Source organism: Streptomyces sp. NPDC060031, from assembly GCF_042736805.1.
In the GTDB taxonomy this organism is placed as follows: Bacteria; Actinomycetota; Actinomycetes; order Streptomycetales; family Streptomycetaceae; genus Streptomyces.
This window is the reverse complement of the sequence record NZ_JBHWVM010000022.1, coordinates 17953-37275: the sequence shown is the minus strand read 5'-3', so window position 1 is coordinate 37275 and position 19323 is coordinate 17953. Positions and strand designations below refer to the sequence as shown.

At 71.1% G+C, this 19323-nt stretch carries 19 protein-coding genes; 8 read left to right on the top strand and 11 right to left on the bottom strand.

Annotation, left to right across the window (positions count from 1 at the left end):
* Positions 1–120: 120 nt before the first annotated feature.
* Complete coding sequence (locus ACFWB8_RS12715) at positions 121–444, top strand: nuclear transport factor 2 family protein (protein ID WP_385225153.1); 324 nt, start codon at positions 121–123, stop codon at positions 442–444.
* 49 nt (positions 445–493) lie between these two features.
* On the opposite strand, the gene ACFWB8_RS12710 is transcribed toward ACFWB8_RS12715, so the two are convergent.
* Positions 494–1621, bottom strand: a complete 1128-nt coding sequence (locus ACFWB8_RS12710; RefSeq protein ID WP_385225151.1) for a serine hydrolase domain-containing protein — start codon at positions 1619–1621, stop codon at positions 494–496.
* 174 nt (positions 1622–1795) lie between these two features.
* On the opposite strand from ACFWB8_RS12710, the gene ACFWB8_RS12705 reads away from it, so the two are divergent.
* Positions 1796–2425 carry a hypothetical protein gene (locus ACFWB8_RS12705; RefSeq protein WP_385225149.1) on the top strand — a complete coding sequence of 210 codons (630 nt, stop codon included), beginning with the start codon at positions 1796–1798 and terminating at the stop codon, positions 2423–2425.
* Between the two features lie 189 nt (positions 2426–2614).
* Here the strand turns inward: ACFWB8_RS12705 and ACFWB8_RS12700 are convergent, their stop codons facing one another.
* The 4 genes from ACFWB8_RS12700 to mgrA all read right to left on the bottom strand — a co-directional run bounded on the left by ACFWB8_RS12700 (position 2615) and on the right by mgrA (position 6657).
* Entirely contained in the window at positions 2615–3901 is a 1287-nt protein-coding gene (locus tag ACFWB8_RS12700; protein ID WP_385225147.1) for an extracellular solute-binding protein, read from the bottom strand.
* Between the two features lie 276 nt (positions 3902–4177).
* Complete coding sequence (locus ACFWB8_RS12695) at positions 4178–4795, bottom strand: SMI1/KNR4 family protein (RefSeq protein WP_385225145.1); 618 nt, start codon at positions 4793–4795, stop codon at positions 4178–4180.
* Positions 4796–4855: 60 nt separating this feature from the next.
* Positions 4856–5224, bottom strand: a complete 369-nt coding sequence (locus ACFWB8_RS12690) for a DUF192 domain-containing protein (RefSeq protein ID WP_385225143.1) — start codon at positions 5222–5224, stop codon at positions 4856–4858.
* A 395-nt stretch (positions 5225–5619) separates the two neighbouring features.
* A complete protein-coding gene (gene mgrA / locus ACFWB8_RS12685; RefSeq protein WP_385225141.1) occupies positions 5620–6657 on the bottom strand; it encodes an L-glyceraldehyde 3-phosphate reductase in 1038 nt (345 codons plus the stop codon).
* 129 nt (positions 6658–6786) lie between these two features.
* Between mgrA and ACFWB8_RS12680 the strand changes: the two genes are divergently transcribed.
* From ACFWB8_RS12680 to ACFWB8_RS12660, 5 genes are all read left to right on the top strand, one after another.
* Positions 6787–7548 carry an isoprenyl transferase gene (locus ACFWB8_RS12680; RefSeq protein WP_385225139.1) on the top strand — a complete coding sequence of 254 codons (762 nt, stop codon included), beginning with the start codon at positions 6787–6789 and terminating at the stop codon, positions 7546–7548.
* A gap of 346 nt (positions 7549–7894) precedes the next feature.
* Positions 7895–9211, top strand: coding sequence for a PhoH family protein (locus ACFWB8_RS12675; protein WP_385225137.1), 1317 nt, complete (start codon positions 7895–7897; stop codon positions 9209–9211).
* A gap of 383 nt (positions 9212–9594) precedes the next feature.
* Entirely contained in the window at positions 9595–10311 is a 717-nt protein-coding gene (locus ACFWB8_RS12670) for a transglycosylase SLT domain-containing protein (RefSeq protein WP_385225272.1), read from the top strand.
* 115 nt (positions 10312–10426) lie between these two features.
* Positions 10427–11800, top strand: a complete 1374-nt coding sequence (locus ACFWB8_RS12665) for an AI-2E family transporter (RefSeq protein ID WP_385225135.1) — start codon at positions 10427–10429, stop codon at positions 11798–11800.
* A complete protein-coding gene (locus tag ACFWB8_RS12660) occupies positions 11784–12467 on the top strand; it encodes a hypothetical protein (protein ID WP_385225133.1) in 684 nt (227 codons plus the stop codon). The genes ACFWB8_RS12665 and ACFWB8_RS12660 overlap by 17 nt, the downstream gene beginning before the upstream one ends.
* An 86-nt stretch (positions 12468–12553) precedes the next feature.
* On the opposite strand, the gene ACFWB8_RS12655 is transcribed toward ACFWB8_RS12660, so the two are convergent.
* The 3 genes from ACFWB8_RS12655 to ACFWB8_RS12645 form a co-directional block, all read right to left on the bottom strand.
* Complete coding sequence (locus ACFWB8_RS12655; RefSeq protein ID WP_385225131.1) at positions 12554–13093, bottom strand: alkyl hydroperoxide reductase; 540 nt, start codon at positions 13091–13093, stop codon at positions 12554–12556.
* A 3-nt stretch (positions 13094–13096) separates the two neighbouring features.
* Positions 13097–13651 carry a peroxiredoxin gene (locus tag ACFWB8_RS12650; protein ID WP_385225129.1) on the bottom strand — a complete coding sequence of 185 codons (555 nt, stop codon included), beginning with the start codon at positions 13649–13651 and terminating at the stop codon, positions 13097–13099.
* Positions 13652–13838: 187 nt separating this feature from the next.
* A complete protein-coding gene (locus ACFWB8_RS12645; RefSeq protein ID WP_385225127.1) occupies positions 13839–14531 on the bottom strand; it encodes a hypothetical protein in 693 nt (230 codons plus the stop codon).
* A gap of 147 nt (positions 14532–14678) precedes the next feature.
* Here ACFWB8_RS12645 and ACFWB8_RS12640 point away from each other — a divergent pair, with 147 nt between their 5' ends.
* Positions 14679–15626: a hydrogen peroxide-inducible genes activator gene (locus ACFWB8_RS12640; RefSeq protein WP_385225125.1), complete on the top strand. Its 948-nt coding sequence runs from the start codon at positions 14679–14681 to the stop codon at positions 15624–15626.
* Between the two features lie 37 nt (positions 15627–15663).
* Here the strand turns inward: ACFWB8_RS12640 and ACFWB8_RS12635 are convergent, their stop codons facing one another.
* Genes ACFWB8_RS12635 through ACFWB8_RS12625 form a run of 3 tightly spaced genes read right to left on the bottom strand, consistent with a single transcriptional unit; the run spans position 15664 to position 19234 of the window.
* A complete protein-coding gene (locus ACFWB8_RS12635; RefSeq protein ID WP_385225123.1) occupies positions 15664–18027 on the bottom strand; it encodes an ABC transporter permease in 2364 nt (787 codons plus the stop codon).
* Positions 18018–18713: an ABC transporter ATP-binding protein gene (locus ACFWB8_RS12630; protein ID WP_385225121.1), complete on the bottom strand. Its 696-nt coding sequence runs from the start codon at positions 18711–18713 to the stop codon at positions 18018–18020. Before ACFWB8_RS12630 ends, ACFWB8_RS12635 begins: the two co-directional genes overlap by 10 nt.
* Positions 18710–19234 carry a PadR family transcriptional regulator gene (locus tag ACFWB8_RS12625; protein WP_385225119.1) on the bottom strand — a complete coding sequence of 175 codons (525 nt, stop codon included), beginning with the start codon at positions 19232–19234 and terminating at the stop codon, positions 18710–18712. Before ACFWB8_RS12625 ends, ACFWB8_RS12630 begins: the two co-directional genes overlap by 4 nt.
* Positions 19235–19323 lie beyond the last annotated feature (89 nt).

Genomic DNA, 19323 nt, shown 5'->3' with positions numbered 1-19323 from the left:
ACCGCGTCCTGACACGCCGTCCGGTGCCGAACGGGTGAGGGTCGGCGCCCCGGCCCGGCCGGGGGTGTTCCCTGGTCGCGCACGCAGCACCGTACGAGCACGCCTGCCCAGGAGGCCCCCGTGATCGAGCCGAGCCAGCTGTCCGACCCCGCCGTCCGCGCCTTCGTCGCCGCCGTCAACGCGGGGGACCAGGGCGCCTTCCAGGCGCTCCTCACCCCGGACGCCACGATGTCCGACGACGGCTCCGACCGGGACCTCGCCCAGTGGGCCGAGAAGGAGGTCTTCTCCTCCGGCGGCCACATGGCGGTCGCCTCCGAGTCCGACGGCGGCCGCGCCCTGGTCGTGGACTACCGCAACGACACCTGGGGCGAGATGCGCACCGCCTGGCGGTTCGACGTCACCGCGGACGACCGCATCAGCCGCTTCGAGACCGGCCAGGCCTGAGCCGGGGCGGGGCCGGGGCCGGGGCGGGGGCGGGGCGGGGCCCGGGGCCCTACAGGCCCCGCGCCACCTCCAGCACCGCCGCCGTCAGGCCCGCGTTCTCCGGAGCCAGCCCGCCCGGGAAGCCGAAGCGGCGGCGCGTGTACCCGTACGCGATCCCCGTCGCCGGGTCGGCGAAACCCTGCCCGCCCGCCGCGCCGGAGTGCCCGAAGGCCCGCGGGCCCACGGCCGGCTGCCGCTCGAAGCCCAGCCCGAAGTGGTCCGGCTCGCCCGTCACCCGGTCCGCGCCCGCCGACTGGAGCCGCGCGACCTCGGCCGCCGTCCCCGGCTCCAGCAGCGGCGCCCGGTCGCCCAGCCCGCTGATGGCCGCCGCGTACAGCGCGGCCACGCCCCGCGCCGAGCCGATGCCGCCCGCCGAGGCCGGGCCCAGAGCCCGTACCCGCGGGTGGTTGGCGTACGCCACCAGGTCCATCGGCGGCTCCCGGTGCAGATTGAAGGCCACCGGCAGCAGCTCCGGCGGCGCGGCCGCGTCCGCTTGTGCGGCGAGCTGCGCGGGAGTCGGCAGCATCTCCAGCACCGGTTCCCAGCGGCATTGGACGGCGTAGTCCTGCGGCATGCCGAGGTACAGGTCCAGCCCGTACGGGGCACGGATCCGCTCCTCGTACACCTCCTGGAGCGAGCGCCCGGTCGCCCGCCGGACCACCTCGCCGGTCAGCGCGCCGATCACGAAGGCGTGGTAGCCGTAGGCGGTCCCGGGCTCCCAGTACGGCTTCTGCCGCGCGAGCCGCGCCGCGATCACCGCGTCGTCCGCGAGCTCGTCGTAGTCGAAGCCCTCGTCGGCGTTGATCAGCCCGGACTGGTGGGCGGCCAGCTGCCGTACGGTCAGCCGCTCCTTGCCGTCGCCGGTGAACTCGGGCCAGTACGCCCACACCGGCCGGTCCAGATCCAGTACGCCGTCCTGCGCGAGCAGCGCCACCACGAGGTGGGAGGCGCCCTTGGTGAGGGAGAAGACCCCGCTGAGGGTGTCGGCCCCGGTGCTCTCGCCCGCGTACAGGTCGACCACGCGCCGGTCGTGGTGGTACACCGTCAACTGGGCCTCGGGCGAGACCTCTTCGGCCGCCACGAAGGCCTCGAACTCCTCGCGTACGGGCTCCCAGCCCGGCTCCACGGTGCCGTTCACGCTCGCGCCGTCCCCCACGCCGTCCCCCTGACGATCTTGTCGTTGTCCCGGTGCTCACCAACGAGCGGGCCCGGGCCGGTATTCCGAATCCCAGGGGATTCCACGTGTTTCCCGTACGGGTGAAAGGGCGCCCGGTGTCGTTCCGGCCCGCCGGAGCGTCCCGTTGGACCCCGCATGAAGCGCACCCGCATCGCCGCTCTCGCCCTCGCCACCGCAGCGACGGCCCTCGCCCCGGCCATCGTCCGGAGCGCCGCCACCGCCGCGGAGGGCGCGGCGTACCTCCAGGACCCGGGCGGCGACGAGAAGAAGATGAAGTCGATGTGGACCAAGGACGAGATGCACAAGGTGGAGGCGCAGTTCCGCCTCCGGCCGTCCATCCAGTACGAGACGGTCACCGGCCCGGGGCCCAAGGGCGCCGAGGACTACAAGCGCGAGATCCCCGACCCCAAGACCCTGGCCTGGCAGCCGGTGTTCGAGTTCGCCTGGTCGGTGTCGGACTCGACGGTGGTGAAGAAGGCGCTGACCACCAAGGACGGCAGGCACCCGATCGTCGTGCACGCCGTGCTGCGCACCCACGGCCGGGCGAAGGCGGCGGAGGTGCGCCAGGAACTGGCCGACCGGCCGGCGACGGGGCGCGTGAAGGTTCCGGGCGGCAGGCGCATCGCATGTGACACCGGTGTGTACACGGTGGAATGGGAGGTCACCCGCACGGGCTACGGGACCCTCACCGGCTCCCTGCCCTGGAACTCCAGCTGCGAGGAGTACCGCACGGCGTTCTCCCAGGACACCGGCAAGCAGTCCTAGGGGCCGCGGGTACGGGGGCGGGGCGGGGGCGGGGCGGGCTGCGAGGGTGGGTGCGCCGGCCGCCCCGCGCACCTTGTGGGTGCTCGGCGGGCGACTGGGCCGCGGCCTTGGATCAAGGGCCGTAGCAGCCATGATGCCGCAAGGGATGGTGTGCGGCAGGGGTCGAAAGTCCCGGGTTCGCGGGGCCGTTCAGCGCTTCTTGCCCGCGTCGTTCGCCTTGGAGGCGATGTCCTCCAGGACGGCCTTGGGGTCGCCGGACGGTTCCACGGCCCGCCCGATGTTGCGCTTGATGGTGTCGCTGACGGTCACCCAGTCCGGGTCGTTCACCGGGTAGAGCTGCGCGCCGCGCAGGGCGGTCAGGAACTGCTGGTCGTTGTTGTCGATCCCGCCGCCGGACGGGGTGCGGGAGGCGGAGACGGTGGACGGCAGCAGGTGGTAGCGGTCCGCGAACTCCGACAGGTTCTCGTCCTGGTAGACGAAGTCCAGGAACGCGCCGATCTCCGCGCGGTGGCCGTGCTGCTTGAACGCCATCATCCAGTCGGCCACGCCCACGGTCGGCGTGACCTCGCCGGAGCCGAGGGTGTCCGAGACCGGCATGGCGACCGTGCCGACGCTGATGCCCTTGGCGCGCGCCTCGTGGGCCAGCGAGGGGTAGCCGTTGAGCATGCCGACCTCGCCGCGCGTGAAGGCGGCGAAGGCGTCGGCGCGGTTGAGCTGGGCCGGCGGGGTGGGGCCGACCAGGCCGGGGGTGACCAGGTTGTCCTTGATCCAGCGGAAGGTCTGGATGTTCTGGTCGGATGCCAGGCTGTAGTTGCCGCTGCTGTCGGCGTAGCCGCCGCCGTTGCTGAGCTCCCAGATCATCGCCTCGGCGTGCGCCTCCTCCGGGCCCAGGGGCATGGCGTACGGGAACTTCACGCCCTTGTCCTTGAGGGCCTTGGCGGCGCTCTTGAGCTCCGACCAGGTCCTGGGGGCGCTGACGCCGGCCTTGGAGAACAGGCCCTCGTTGTAGAAGAGGAGGCGGCTGCTCGCCACGAAGGGCAGGCCGTAGAGGGTGCTGCCGACGGATCCGGCCTCGGCGAGCGGCTGGAGGAAGTTCGCCTCCGCGGTGAGCGAGAGGAGTTCGTCCGCGGAATAGAGCTTGCCCTGCGCCGCGAAGTCCGAATAGGCGCCCATGAGGGCCATGTCCGGCGCTTTGCCGGCCTTGACCATACGGGAGACCTCGCGGTCGATGTCGGTCCAGGGGAGGAGCTGCACCTCGACCTTGATACCGGGGTGGGCGGCGGTGAAATCGGCGGTCACCTTGTCCCAGAAGGATGCTGAACCGGTGGCCGCGCTGTCGCCGTATTCGGCGGCGACAAGGCGGAGCGTCCCGCCGTCACCTGCGCCGCCGTCCGTGGAAATGCCGCAACCGGCCAGAGGTGTCAGCAGGCCCAGCGCGACCGCGGTGGCGGCCGAGCCGAAGATTCTTCGTCGCACGGGTGTATTCCCCTGATTTTCTTTTGAGTCCCGTTATTACTTATGAGTTGCTCCGGGCTGCGGTGTCCTTCCTGGCCCGTTGGCCGGAATTCTCTCCTGAAGGTGGGCGGTTGATTCCATTGGGTCGGCACTTGTGGTCAATGCTCCAAGTGCGGCTTTTCCGGCTGGTGTTTTCCGATATGTGATCCAGAATTCTGACGCGCGTAGACATACCGAAAAGCCAGTTTCCGGTCGCGGAAACGGGCTGAGAGGTGCGGTGGGGATGGAGCGCGGTCCTCAGTCGGTGAAGTCGCCGGCGTACGGGTCCGGCTCGCCGGTCTCGGGGTTGCGGCCCTCCTGCCAGCGCCGCTGGGCCTTGCGCCAGTGCACGAAGCTGAGGTGCCCACCGTCCCAGAAGGTGATGCTGACGGGGCTCATGTCGAACTCGTCCGAGCACAGGCGGTAGAGGAATTCGGCCATGCCGTACGGGTACACCGCGAAGGAGTCGGCGGTGTGCCGCCCGACGACCAGCACCGGCCAGCGGTCCGGGTCCGGGTCGGTGGTGAGCCAGCACAGGATGTCGGAGCCGCCGGTCACGCCCCAGGCGATGATCGACTCCGGGTCCACGTCGAAGGCGGCCCGCCCGCCGTCCGCGCCCCAGGCCTGACGGGCGCTGTCCGTCTCCTCCGCCATCTCGGCGGGGACCCACTGGAGCCCGGGCTTGGGCAGCGGAAGCAGGATGCTGGCCTCGCCGTTGATGGAACCCGCACCGAAGCGGCCCATGAACGCGACGAAGTCGGCGGGGAAACGGGTGCCCCATGCGGCCTCCGCCGCGCGCCAGTCGATGTCCTCGTCGGCGCCGTGCGTCGCCGGCATGATCTGCTCCAGCGCCTTGATCCGCGCGTTCTCCGTCATGCCGCTCCCCTGCCACCCCAGCTCAACCGCCCCAACCTACCGCCCGCGGCCCTCCAGGACCTAGGGGGCGTCTCGCCCGTTGGCCGTTCGTATCTCCAGGCGGCTCCCCACGCGCAGGCCCCAGGCGGCCATCGCGCCGGCCTGCGACTCCAGAACGTGCCGGGAGCGCGGGCGCGGGAGGCCCAGGCGGCCGGGGGGCATGGTGACCACGGCGCGGACGCGCAGGTTCCGGTCCAGGTAGGCCACGTCGATGGGGAAGCGCATCCGGAAGGTGTGCACGCTGCCCGCCGGGGTCAGCAGCAGCGCCCCCTCGATCCCGTCCCGCCCGAGCAGCCCGCGGGTCCGGGCCCGGTATGAGGCGGCGATCTCGAGCGGGACCTCCACCGCCCCGACCCGGAGGGTGCCGTCGCCGTCCTGCCAGTTCGCCATGCGGGCCACCCTAGGGCGGCCGCGCGCTCCCCGGCAGGGGCGTCAAGCCGACGCTCCCGGCCGGGGTCGCTCTTGGGGGGTACGGGAGGGGGGTATGGATCGCCCGGGGGTGTTCCCGGACTGCCGCCGCGGCCCCCGCACCGGCTCTCCCCAGTGCTGCGGGGCCCCGGGGAGGCCGGAAGGGGGTCCCGGTCGGCCCTTCCGGGCCGCCGGAACAAGCACCTCAGTGCGGCTGGGTGATTTCGGAGCGTAATCATCGCGCGGCAATGCACGCATCACGCTTTACGAAGGGTTATGGTGGAACCCCCCCCTCGGGCCGGTCCGTATCCCCCCCACGGACCGGCCCGTTTTTTGTCTCCTGGCCTCTTTGCCGACCGACTCGCGAAAAGCGCAGGTCAGCCGCGCTGGGCCCAGATGTTGGCGCCGGGGGTGGACACGGCGAAGGAGTCGATCTCCTTCAGTTCCTGCTCCGACAGCGCAGCGCCCGCCAGCGCGGCCACGTTTTCCTCCAGCTGCTTCACGCTCGACGCGCCGATCAGCGCCGACGTCATCCGCTCGTCGCGGAGCACCCAGTTCAGCGCCAGCTGCGCCAGGCTCTGCCCGCGCCGCGCCGCGATGTCGTTCAGCCCGTTCAGGCGGCGGACCACCTCGTCCGAGAGCAGGTCCGGGTTCAGGGACTTGCCCTGGGTGGCCCGGGAGCCCTCCGGGATCCCCTTCAGGTACTTGCCGGTCAGCAGCCCCTGCGCGAGCGGCACGAAGGAGATGCAGCCCATGCCGGCCTCCTCCAGGGTGTCCAGCAGGCCGTCCTCCTCCGTCCAGCGGTTGATCATGGAGTACGAGGGCTGGTGGATCAGCGGCCGCACCCCCATCTCGCGCAGGATCCCGGCCGCCTCGGCCGTCTGCTCGGCGGTGTAGGAGGAGACGCCCACGTACAGCGCCTTGCCCTGCCGGACCGCGGACGCGAGCGCGCCCATGGTCTCCTCCAGCGGGGTGTCCGGGTCGAAGCGGTGCGAGTAGAAGATGTCGACGTAGTCCACGCCCATCCGCTTCAGGGAGGCGTCGAGCGAGCCGAGCAGGTACTTGCGGCTGCCCCACTCGCCGTACGGCCCGGGGTGCATCAGGTAGCCGGCCTTGGTGGACAGCACCAGCTCCTCGCGGTGGGACGCGAAGTCCTGCGCGAAGATCTTGCCGAAGTTGAGCTCGGCCGAGCCGGGGGGCGGGCCGTAGTTGTTGGCGAGGTCGAAGTGGGTGACGCCGAGGTCGAAGGCCCGGCGAAGGATCTCCCGCTGGGACTCCAGGGACTTGTCGTCGCCGAAGTTGTGCCAGAGGCCGAGGGAGATGGCGGGGAGCTTGAGGCCGCTGCGGCCGGTGCGGCGGTACTCCATGGAGTCGTAGCGCGAGGGCTCTGCCCGATAGGGATTGGTATCAGTCACGATGTCCTCCCTATCACGGACTTGTGACAGACCGAGTTGGGTACCGGATCCCGCCGCGCAGTAATGTGGCGGACTCGGGGGAGGGACCGCAATTCGCACGGGGGCATTGCTCGGAGGGGCTGGAAGATCGTGAAGCTGCGCGACCTGGTGTACAAGCTCTACGCACGCCGGGTGGAAGGCCGCCTCGACCATGACGCGGCACCCAAGCACATCGGCGTCATCCTGGACGGGAACAGGCGCTGGGCCAAGGCGTCCGGAGGCACGACGGAGCAGGGCCACCAGGCCGGGGCCGACAAGATCTCCGAGATGCTGGGCTGGTGCACCGAGACGGACGTCGAGGTCGTCACCCTGTGGATGCTCTCCACGGACAACCTCGACCGGCCCGAGGTCGAGCTCCGTCCCCTGCTCAACATCATCGAGAACACCGTGCGGGGCCTCGCCGCGGACGGCCGCTGGCGCGTGCACCACGTCGGCAACCTCGACATCCTCCCTGCCGGGACCCAGAACGTCCTGAAGGAGGCCGAGGAGGCCACCCACGGCGTCGACGGGATACTGGTCAACGTCGCCGTCGGCTACGGCGGCCGCCAGGAGATCGCCGACGCGGTCCGCTCGCTGCTCCTGGAGCACGCGGAGAAGGGCACCTCCTTCGAGGAGCTCGCCGAGATCCTGGACATCGACCACATCGCGGAGCACCTCTACACGCGCGGCCAGCCCGACCCGGACCTCGTGATCCGCACCAGCGGCGAGCAGCGCCTGTCCGGATTCATGCTGTGGCAGAGCGCGCACTCCGAGTACTACTTCTGCGAGGTCTTCTGGCCGGCCTTCCGCAAGGTCGACTTCCTGCGCGCCCTGCGCGACTACGCGGCCCGCCACCGGCGCTACGGGACCTGACGTCCCGGTCTGACGCCCTTTCGGCGCTTATCACACCCTCTCGCTCCTCTCGTCCCCCGGCGCGCCCTCCTCCCGAGGCCTTCACCAGGGATTCACCGAGCGTCCGTCATATGCCATGGCATGGCCTGGCCTGTTCGGGGAATATCCCTTGCAGGTCGACGTCCGATCCACGGGTGTCGAATCTCAGCGGACGGCATGGGGTCGTCCGCCCGGGAGGCCCTTTGCACCAGGACGCACGTGCGGTTCGCACGGACGGAGTGGAGGGCCGGAAATCGGCCCTGGCATGGGTGCCGATGACCGGTCCGGTCTTCATGGCCCGACCTCTTCCGAGGGGGTACGTCCTTCCGTGGTGACCAGCACAAAGAGCCGCCTGCCCGACAGGCGGACCTACGTCCTCGACACCAGCGTCCTGCTGGCAGACCCCAACGCGATCTCCCGCTTCGACGAGCACGAGGTCGTGCTCCCGATCGTGGTGATCACCGAGCTGGAGGCAAAGAGGCACCATCCCGAACTCGGCTACTTCGCGCGGCAGGCCCTGCGCCTGCTCGACGACTTCCGGGTCCGGTACGGACGCCTCGACGCCCCCATCCCGTTGGGCGATCTGGGCGGCACCCTGCGTGTCGAGCTCAACCACTCGGACCCGAGCGTCCTGCCCGCCGGCTTCCGATTGGGGGACAACGACTCGCGGATCCTCGCGGTCGCCCGCAATCTCCAGGCCGAGGGCTTCGACGTCACGGTCGTCTCGAAGGATCTCCCGCTGCGCATCAAGGCCTCCTCCGTGGGGCTGATCGCCGAGGAGTACCGCGCCGAACTGGCGATCACCGATGCCGGCTGGACCGGCATGAGCGAGCTCGCCCTCTCCGGGGAGCAGGTGGACCTCCTCTTCTCGGAGGAGCGCCTGTACGTTCCCGAGGCCGCGGAACTGCCCGTGCACACGGGGCTGGTCCTGCAGTCCGAGCGTGGCAAGGCGCTGGGCCGGGTCACCTCCGACGGCAACGTGAAGCTCGTACGGGGCGACCGTGAGGCCTTCGGGCTGCACGGGCGCAGCGCCGAGCAGCGCATCGCGCTCGATCTGCTGCTCGACCCCGAGATCGGGATCCTCTCGATGGGCGGCCGGGCCGGTACGGGCAAGTCGGCGCTGGCCCTCTGCGCGGGCCTGGAGGCGGTGCTGGAGCGGAGGCAGCATCAGAAGGTGATGGTCTTCCGGCCGCTGTACGCGGTGGGCGGACAGGAGCTCGGCTACCTGCCCGGGGACCAGTCCGAGAAGATGAGCCCCTGGGCGCAGGCGGTCTTCGACACCCTCTCGGCGGTCGCCGGGCGGGAGGTCATCGAGGAGGTGCTGAACCGCGGGATGCTGGAGGTCCTGCCGCTCACGCACATCCGGGGCCGTTCGCTGCACGACGCCTTCGTGATCGTGGACGAGGCGCAGTCGCTGGAGCGCAATGTCCTGCTGACCGTTCTGTCCCGGATCGGGGCCAATTCGCGGGTCGTTCTGACCCACGACGTCGCCCAGCGGGACAACCTGCGGGTCGGCCGGTACGACGGAGTCGTGGCCGTGGTCGAGAAGCTGAAGGGGCATCCGCTCTTCGCGCACGTCACGCTGACGCGTTCCGAGCGCTCCCCGATCGCCGCGCTGGTCACCGAGATGCTGGAGACCCTATAGGGACCAAAACACCCATAACGGGAAGGTGAGTTGGCGCCGCCCGGCAAAGGCCCAGGAGCCTAGCCGGGCGGCGTCGCGCTGCACAGGCCTTTGGTGAAAACAACGGCGCCACGGCAGGTGTGACCTTTCACACGCAACATAGAATTGCCCTGTGGCGTCGCGGTCCGGCAGAGTCTGTTTTCCGTCAGGCCCCGCATACGGCACCCCTGTACCTTCCGTAGGTACGCAGCACCACAACTCCACAGTCGTTCGCCGTATGTCGCCCGGAGCATCACGCGGCACTCCCGCAAGGGAGTTGCCCACGGGTCCGAGCCTCCAGTGACCGCAGAACCATGGAGGCCAGTGTCAAGGGGCACTCTTGCGCCGCGCGGTCACTGCGGACGCTGCTGGAAGGACACCGTGTGAGCCGGATCTCGGTCCGGGGATTCGCAGTGGCTTCGGCCACGGCGGTCACCACCGTTGGCGCAGTCGTGGGCGTTGCCACTGGCGACCCCGCCTCGAACGATCTTGAGACGACCGCGTCCGGGACGACTCTCCTCACTGACATCCCGGTCGGCGACCAGGCTCAGGTCCAGAACGCGTCCCTGACGCAGCAGGCCGACGCCATCGCCCACGCCGCCGACGTCGACGCCAAGCGCTCGGCCGAGGAGGCAGCCCGCATCCAGGCCGCCCAGGACGCCAAGGCGAAGAAGGCCGAGGCGCAGAAGGCGGCCGACGACAAGGCGAAGAAGGAGCGTGACGAGAAGGAGCAGGCCGCGAGCCGCTCCGCCTCCCGCGACAGCTCCGACTTCGAGGTCCAGGGCTCGTACACGGTCGCCCAGGTCAAGGCCATCGCCCAGCAGATGGTCCCGGCGGGGCAGTTCCAGTGCTTCTCCAACATCATCAACCAGGAATCCACCTGGAACTACAAGGCCGTGAACTCGTCCTCGGGCGCCTACGGTCTCGTCCAGGCGCTGCCCGGTTCGAAGATGGCCTCGGCCGGTGCCGACTGGCGCACCAACCCCGCCACCCAGATCGAGTGGGGTCTGAACTACATGAACGGGCGCTACGGCAGCCCGTGCGGAGCCTGGAGCTTCCACCAGGCCAACGGCTGGTACTGACCGGCCGCCGCCACCGCTCAACCTCCAGGAGCCCCGCACCGTCCTACGGTGCGGGGCTCCTCGCGTGTACGGTCTTTCGAGGTGTGTGTCCACGCGCGGGGGGAAAGGGATCGTGATGGCGAAGAGGTCAGGCTGGCTCGGCCGGCTCGGGAGCAGGCTGAGCCGTATGGAGGCCCGCCTCGACGAACGGCGCGCGGAGGTGGAGGCCGGGGCCTCCGGGGACCTGGACCCGCCGCGCCCGCCCGGGGCCGTACCGCCCGGGCCCGTACCGGCCGCCCCCGCGGCGGCCCCGGGCGCACAGGCGGCGGCGCCCGCCGAACACGCCCTCGTTCCCGAGCGGCCCGACCCGGCGAGCGTGGTCCCGTGGGGCCTGCGGGTCGCGGCCGAGGCCAGCTGGCGGCTGCTGCTGCTCGCCGGGATGCTCTGGGTGCTGATGAAGATGATCAGCGAAGTCCGCCTGGTCGTCCTCGCCTTCGCGGCCGCCATGCTCGTCACCGCCCTGCTCCAGCCCTTCGTGGTCCGGCTGCGCAGGCTCGGCCTGCCGCGCGGGCTCGCCACCGCCGTCACCGCGATCCTCGGCTTCGTGGTCATCGGGCTGGTCGGCTGGTTCGTGGTCTGGCAGGTCATGGAGAACCTCGACGACCTCTCCGACCGCGTCCGCGACGGCATCAACGAGCTCAAACTCTGGGCACTGGACAGTCCGTTCCACGTGACCGAGAAGCAGATCAACGACATCGCGAAGAACCTCAGCGAGACCATCGGCACCAACACCGAGCAGATCACCTCCGCCGGCCTGCAAGGCGTGACGGTCCTCGTCGAGGTGCTGACGGGCATCCTGCTCGCGATGTTCTCCACGCTCTTCCTGCTCTACGACGGCAAGCGCATCTGGACCTGGGTGCTCGGCCTGGTCCCGGCGGCGGCCCGGCCCGGAGTCGCCGGCGCCGGACCGCGCGCCTGGCGCACCCTGACGGCGTACGTGCGCGGCACGGTCCTCGTCGCGCTCATCGACGCCATCTTCATCGGACTCGGCCTGTACTTCCTGGACGTGACGATGGCGGTGCCGCTCGCCGTCTTCATCTTCCTGTTCGCCTTCATCCCGCTCGTCGGCGCGGTGGTCTCCGGCGCGCTCGCGGTGGTCGTGGCCCTGGTGACCCAGGGGCCGTTCACCGCGCTGATGGTGCTGCTCGTGGTCCTGGCCGTGCAGCAGATCGAGGGGCACGTGCTCCAGCCCTTCATCCTGGGCCGGGCCGTACGGGTCCACCCGCTCGCGGTGGTGCTCTCGGTGGCGGCCGGCGGCATGATCGCGGGCATCGGCGGAGCGGTGGTGGCCGTCCCGCTGGTCGCCGTCACCAACACGGTGGTGGGCTACCTGAGGGCGTACTCGCGCGAGCAGGCGCACCACGGGGCCGGAGTGGTGGGACCCGCGCCGCACGGCGCGACCGCCCTCGACGTGGCGGTGCGGGAGGCCGGGCATGATCAGCGAGCCTGAGCTGGCGGAGGACTGGCCCGAGGACGGCCCGGCCGGCCCGGCCCGGCCCGCCCCGGCCGGCGAGGCCGGCGAGGCCGTACGGGGGCCCGCCCGGCCCTGGTTATGGGCCCTGGGCGGGGCGGTGCTGGCGTCCGCGGTGTGGGCGGGCGCGTGGGCCGTGCAGGATCGTTTCGTCGATGCCGGGCCGCCGATCGCGTACCGGCACTCCGAGGACCTGTGCAAGGACGCGTCGCCGAGGGCCGTCGGCGCGCTGGCCGGCGGCTTCGAGGCGGGCGTGCCGTACCACGCCGAGACACCGGCGCTGGACTGGTCGTACTGCTCGTCCGGCGTGCGGTGGGTCGAGGGTCACGTCACCTTGCAAGCCCAGACGGTCGTCGAGTCGCACCACACGACCGACCCCGGGCCGGAGTTCGGTGAGGGTCCCGGTTTCGATCCGGACCTGCACAGTGCGGCCGCCGAGGCGGAGCGGGTGCCCGGGCTCGGTGAGCGGGCGCTGATCTCCGAGTACGGGATGGCGTGCCGGATCCAGGTGCTCGACGGCGGGGTGGTCTTCTCGATCACCGTGCGGTGGTACGGGAGGGAGGGCGATCCCGAGCCCGACAGGGACGCCCTCAAGGCGGCGATGATCGAGGACGCCCGCGAGCTGATGGACGCGCTCAGGAAGTGAGCGCGGGACGACGAAGGACCCCGCGGCCGGGAACGGCCACGGGGTCCTTCGTCGTCCTACGGGCGTACGGGCGCCCGAACGCGGTACTACTCGGCGGCGAGCGCGGCCTCCGCGTCGAGCGTGACGGCGACGGCCTGGATCACCGAGGCGATCTTGAAGGCCTCCTGGACCGTCTCGCGGTCCACGCCGGCCTTGCGCAGGACCTGCTCGTGCGAGTCCAGGCACTGGCCGCAGCCGTTGATCGCGGAGACGGCGAGCGACCACAGCTCGAAGTCGACCTTCTCCACGCCCGGGTTGCCGATGACGTTCATCCGCAGACCCGCCCGCAGGGTGCCGTACTCCGGGTCGGACAGGAGGTGGCGGGTGCGGTAGAAGACGTTGTTCATCGCCATGATCGCGGCAGCGGACTTGGCGGCGGTGTACGCCTCGGGGGAGAGGTTCGCCTTCGCCTCCGGCTCCAGCTCACGCAGGACGCGCGGGGAGCGGGCGGCGATCGCGCAGGACAGGACCGTGCCCCACAGCTGCTGCTGCGAGAGGGTGTCCTGGTTGCCGATGACCGAACCGAGGTTCAGCTTCAGGTCCTTGGCGAAGTCCGGTATGGCCGACTTCAGGGTGTCGAGGGACATCCGTCACTCACCGGCCAGCAGCGCGCCGGCGTCGAGGGTGCCCTCGCCCTTGGTCCAGTTGCAGGGGCACAGCTCGTCGGTCTGCAGGGCGTCGAGGACCCGCAGGACCTCCTTGGGGTTACGGCCCACGGAACCGGCGGTCACCATCGTGAACTGGATCTCGTTGTTCTGGTCGACGATGAAGACGGCGCGCTGGGCGAAGCCGTCCTCGCCCTGCACGCCACAGGCCTGCATGAGCTCGTGCTTGGAGTCGGCCAGCATCGGGAAGGGCAGGTCACGCAGGTCGGCGTGGTCCTTGCGCCAGGCGTGGTGGACGAACTCGGAGTCGCCGGAGACGCCGAGGATCTGCGTGTCGCGGTCCTGGAACTCCTCGTCCAGCTTGCCGAAGGCGGCGATCTCGGTCGGGCAGACGAAGGTGAAGTCCTTCGGCCAGAAGAACACCACGCGCCACTTGCCCTCATAGGTCTTGTGGTCGATCTGGGCGAACTCGCTGCCGGCTTCGAGCGAAACGCAGGCGGTCAGATCGTAGGTGGGGAACTTGTCACCGACAGTGAGCACGTGCTCTCCTTGCGAGACGGGAAAGTGGCCCTTTTGGGGACTTTCCCTGAGGGGGTGGACGGTCTCACATGCTGGCACAGGCAGCATTGATCGCGGAAATCGCAAAGGGCGGTCGCGCTGATCAGGCTTCCCTATCAATGTGCCGGTGCGAGCAAAGAGCGACGCGAAGTGATCGGTTCGGCGACACCTACTTGCAGAACTCTGCCGCGGCCTTCGCGGCGCCCTCGGTGTAGCCGAGGAGCCAGCCGGGGTCGGGTGCCGCGGTGGTCTTCGGCGGAGCGGTGTTGCAGGTGGCCTTGGTGGAGTCGTAGCCGAGCTTGTGGCCCTTGTCGTACTCGGAGGTGCCCGCCTGCCCGTCCGCCTTGCCGCCGCAGAACGTCTTGGCGGCCAGTGCCGCGCCGGCGTCGTAGCCCTTCTGCCAGTTGGGGTCGACCTCACCCAGGGTCTTCGGCGGGTCGGCGCTGCAGCTCGCCCTGACCGCCTGGAAGCCCTTCTGGAAGCCCTTGTCGTACTGGACCTTCGCGTCCGCACCCGCGTCCGTGCCCGGATCCTTCTTGACGGGGTCCGATCCGCCCGTGCACGCGATACCCGCGACCGTGTAGTGGCCCGGGGCCAGGCCGGAGACCCGGACGCTGTCCGCGGTGACCTTGGTGGAACCCGCGTAGCCGTTGTCACCCGCGACCGGGACGCTGTCCGCCCCGGCGAATCCAGTGCCGTTGATCGCCCAGTTGTTCGGCGGCGGGTCGTAACCCTGCAGGACCTTGCAGGTGCCGGCCGCGGGTGCCGCTGCCGCGGGGTGGGCCAGCACCGTCGGGCCCAGGACCAGCGGTGAGGCCGCCAGCGGGGCCAGGACGGCGATTCGAACGAGCTTGTTCATCATGGATGCCTCCCGGACGAGGTCGTGGCCGGGCCTTTCCCGCCCTACGTCCACTCTCGCGCGGGGCAGGGCAGCCCGCAGCGCAGGGACCCGGCAAGCCTTCCCGGCCACAGCACTAGTCTGGTGGCGGGCGATCGGAGGTACCTGTCAGTGGCTATCGGCAACAGGGGGGCGAAGCAGGCGACGCTCGCACAGCTGCGCGCCTTCGCCGCCGTCGCCGAGCACCTGCACTTCCGGGACGCGGCCGCCGCGATCGGGATGAGCCAGCCGGCGCTGTCCGGCGCCGTCTCCGCGCTGGAGGAGGCCCTCGGCGTGCAGTTGCTGGAGCGCACCACCCGCAAGGTGCTGCTCTCCCCGGCGGGCGAGCGGATCGCGGCCCGCGCGCGGGCGGTGCTGGACGCGATGGGCGGGCTGCTGGAGGAGGCCGAGGCGGTACGGGCCCCCTTCACCGGGATCCTGCGGCTCGGGGTGATCCCGACCGTGGCCCCGTACCTGCTGCCGACCGTGCTCGGGCTCTTCCACCGGCGCTACCCGCGCATGGACCTCCAGGTGCACGAGGAGCAGACGTCCTCGCTGCTGGAGGGGCTGGCCGCGGGGCGGCTCGACCTGCTGCTGCTCGCGGTGCCGCTCGGCGTCCCCGGGGTCACCGAACTGCCGCTCTTCGACGAGGACTTCGTGCTCCTCGCGCCCCGGGAGCACCCCCTCGCCGGGCGCAAGGACATCCCGCGCGAGGAACTGCGCGGCCTGCAACTGCTGTTGCTCGACGAGGGCCACTGCCTGCGCGACCAGGCCCTCGACATCTGCCGCGACGCCGGGCGCACGACCGGCGCGGACGTCACCACGACCGCCGCCGGGCTGTCCACCCTCGTACAGCTGGTCGCCGGGGGGCTGGGGGTGACGCTGTTGCCGCGGACCGCGCTGCGGCTGGAGACCGCCCGCAACGAACACCTGTCCACCGGGTACTTCGCCGAGCCCGCGCCCTCGCGGCGGATCGCGCTGGCCATGCGTACGGGGACGGCCCGGCAGGAGGAGTTCCGGGCCGTCGCGGGCGCCCTGCGCGAGGCGGTGCGCCCCCTGCCGGTGTGGCCCACCGACTGACGGGGCGGGGGCCGCACCGGGCCGCACCGGGCGCGGGTCACTCCGTACGCAGCCCGTCCGGGCGCATCAGCCGCACCAGCGGCGGCAGGCTGAGCAGCGTCACCAGGACGACCACGCCCGCGCCGGCGCCCGCCAGGGCCAGCACCGAACCCCAGTCGACGGTCACGGGCAGCCCGGTCATGCGCAGCAGCACCGAACCGAGGGTCAGGCCCACCGCGCCCGCCAGGACCATGGCCACCGCGATCGGCAGGGCCGTCTGCCACAGGACCGACAGGGCCAGGGTGGTGCGCGGGGTGCCGAAGGCGACCAGGGCCGACAGCAGCCGGCGGCGCTCGCGCAGCTGCTCCAGCTGACCGACCAGCAGGCTCACGCCGATCAGGACGAGCACCAGGGTCGCGCCGAAGAACAGGCCGCTGCGGATCGCACCGTACTGGGAGTCCTGCCGGGTCACGGCGAGCGTGGCCACGAGGGACGACGGATCCGCCCGGTAGGCCGCGCCCCGCGCGTACTCGATCGCGTCCGGTACGTCCGGGCTCAGTTGTACGAACACGTTCTGGTACGTGTCCTTGGTGAGCACCTGCGCCGCGGCGGAAGGGGTGGCCAGCAGGCCGGTGCGCAGGTGGCCGGCCGGGTCCACGCGGCTGGGCACGGTCCGGGCCTGAGCCGGAACGGTCCATTCCACAGGGGCCGACTGGAAGTCGGAGCCGCCGACCCCGCCGACGAGGAGCTTCTCGCCGGGCCGGGCCGTGGGTTCGGGCATCCCCTTGCCGGCGCTCGGGGAGCCGGCCAGTACGAAGGCCTCTCCGTCCGTGCAGGACTCCAGGTGCGCGACCTCCCGCAGGGCCTCGCAGGTGCCGACGGTGAGGTGGATGGTGTCCTCGGGCGAGGCTGGCACCTTGGCGGCCGCGTTGAAGTTGGTCAGGGCGATGGCCTTGGCGACGCCGCGGGCCCGTGCCAACTGCCTGCTCAGCTCCTCGAACTCCCCGGTGCCGCTCGACGCGTGGTGGTACACCGACAGCGAGGCCCGCTGAGGGTATGCGGTGACCTCCTCCGTGTAGGAGGTCTCGTGGGCCGCGAAGAGCATCTGCAGGGCGATGGCACCCGCCACCGCCACCGCGATCCCGTTGACCAGCCGGGCGGCGGTGCCGCTGCCGACTTGCAGCCGGCGTACCGCGAGCCGCCAGGACACCGGACCGCCCGACATCACACCGGCCGTACGCTCCAGCAGCCAGGGCAGCAGGGACGTGACGCCGATGAGCAGCAGGACGACGCCCGCGCTGACCTGGATCTGGTTGAACTCGTCGCGGTCGTCGACCCGGCTGATCGGTGCGAGCAGGGCGAGTCCGGCCACCGGGGGCAGCAGCCGCCACCAGAACCGGCGCTCCACCGGCGCGGCCTTGCGGACCACGCCCAGCGGTTCGATGAGCACTCCGCGCAGGGTGAAGAGGGTGACGGCCACGGCGGCGGCCAGTACGGCGGCCGCGACGAGCGCCGCCAGCCACCATGACGGGTTGAGGTCGGCGGGGAAGACACCGCGCCGGGACAGTGCGACGCTGCCGACGAGCCGGCGGGAGACCAGGAAGAAGACCGTGCCCAGGCCGAGCCCGAGCAGGGCCCCGGCCAGCGCCTCGCCCGCCGCGATACGGCGGACCATCCGGCCGTCGGCGCCGACCAGGCGCAGGGCGGCGAGCCGGCGGTCGCGGCGGTCGCCCCCGAAGCGGACGGCCGCCGCGATGAACACGCACACGGGCATGAGCAGGGCGACGAAGGTGAGGACGACCAGCAGGGTCAGCACGGGGTCGAGCTCTTCGGGCTCGGCGCCGGTCCCGAAGGCGTTGGACCGGCGGACGCCGTTGTCGTTGTCGCCGGGCAGCTTCTGGAGTTGGGGGTTGCCCGTGTAGAAGTAGAGCTCGCCCGGCCCGGTCAGACCCGCGGCGCCGATCAGTTCGGTGACCTCGCCCCGGAAGCGTTCGCGCAGCAGCGCGCCCTCGTCGGACTCCAGCAGCTTCTCCAGGGCGGGGGAGACCGCCAGTTGGCCCGGGCCGGGGATCTTCGTCAGTCCGGGCGGCACGGGTGCGTCGGCGCCCTCGGCCCTGATGAGGTAGCCGTCGACGAGCTTGCCGCGGTACTCCTGGTACGCCCTGGCCATGAGCAGGGTGTCGGGGCCCGGGCGGTCGAGGGGGCCGCGCAGGCTGAGCGCGCTGCGCGCGTCGTCGCGGTCGGTGCGGGCGGTCAGCGCGCTCGGCAGGGCGGTGGTGACGAGCAGCAGGGCGACGCCCAGGCCGACACCGACACCGGTGAACAGGGTGCGGATCCAGCTCTCGCGGCCGCCGCCGAAGGCGAAGCGGAAGCCCATGGCGAGGTCGCGGCACCAGGTCCGGCTGATCCGCGTCAGTTCCATGTCGCGTGTTCCATGTCGCGGGCCTTGCCGTCGCGTACGAGGATCTCGCGGTCGGAGTACGCCGCCACGCGGGTCTCGTGCGTCACGAGGACGACGGCGGCGCTCGCGGCGCGGGCCGTCTCGGTCAGCAGCCGCATCACCAGCTCGCCGTTGAGGGAGTCCAGGGCGCCGGTGGGCTCGTCCGCGAAGACGATCCGGGGCCGGGTGACGAGCGCGCGGGCGATGGCCACGCGCTGGCCCTGGCCGCCGGAGACCTCGCCGGGGCGCTGGCCGCCGACGTGCTCCACCTCCAGTTGGGCCATCCACTCCAGGGCGGCCGCCTCGGCCCGCTTGCGCTTCATGCCGTTCAGCCGGAGCGGGAGGGAGACGTTCTCCAGGCAGGTCAGTTCCGGTACGAGCTGGCCGAACTGGAAGACGAAGCCGAACTCGCTGCGGCGCAGGGCGCTGCGCCGGGCATCGCTCATGCCCACGAGCTCACGGCCCGCGTACGTGACGGAGCCGGAGTCGGGCGGCACGATCCCGGCGAGGCAGTGCAGCAGGGTCGACTTGCCGGAGCCGGAGGGACCCATGACGGCGACGATCTCGCCGGGGTGGATGGAGAAGTCGACGCGGTCGAGCGCCTGGGTCATCCCGTACGCCTTGGACAGGCCCTGTGCGGCGAGCAGGGTGCCGGGTGGGATCCTCATCGGCGTATCTCCTGGGCGAGCTGTTCGAGACGGGCGGCGGTGAGTTCCAGCCAGCGCAGGTCGGCCTCCAGGTGGAACAGGGCGTGGTCGCAGATCAGCTGGTCCGCGAGGTCGCCCTTGCGCTTGCGGGAGGTCAGGGTGCGCATGAGGCGCAGGTGTTCGGAGCGCTGGCCGTCCAGCAGCTCGTGGGCGCTGCGGCCGGTGAGCAGTGCGAGGACGACCTTGGTGTAGAGCGTCGAGTGGAGGTACGGCTCGGGCTTTTCAGGAGTGGCGAGCCAGGCCGCGACGTCGGTGATGCCGGCGTCGGTGATGGCGTAACGCTTGCGCTCGGGACCGGCGCCGCTCTCGGTCCCGTCGACCTCGACGAGACCGTTCCTCAGGAGGCGGGACATGGTCGAGTAGACCTGTCCGTAGGCGAGTGGGCGGTCGTGGCCGAATTTCTCGTCGAAGGTGCGCTTGAGGTCGTAACCGTGCCGCGGGCCGGCCTCAAGGAGCGCGAGGAGCGTGTGACCGATGGACATGGCAGCGACTATACACACAGTGTATACACCCGGTGTAGAGGGGAGTTGGGGCCATTCGTAGGGACTCGGGCGCTGTGGGCGGCAGCTCG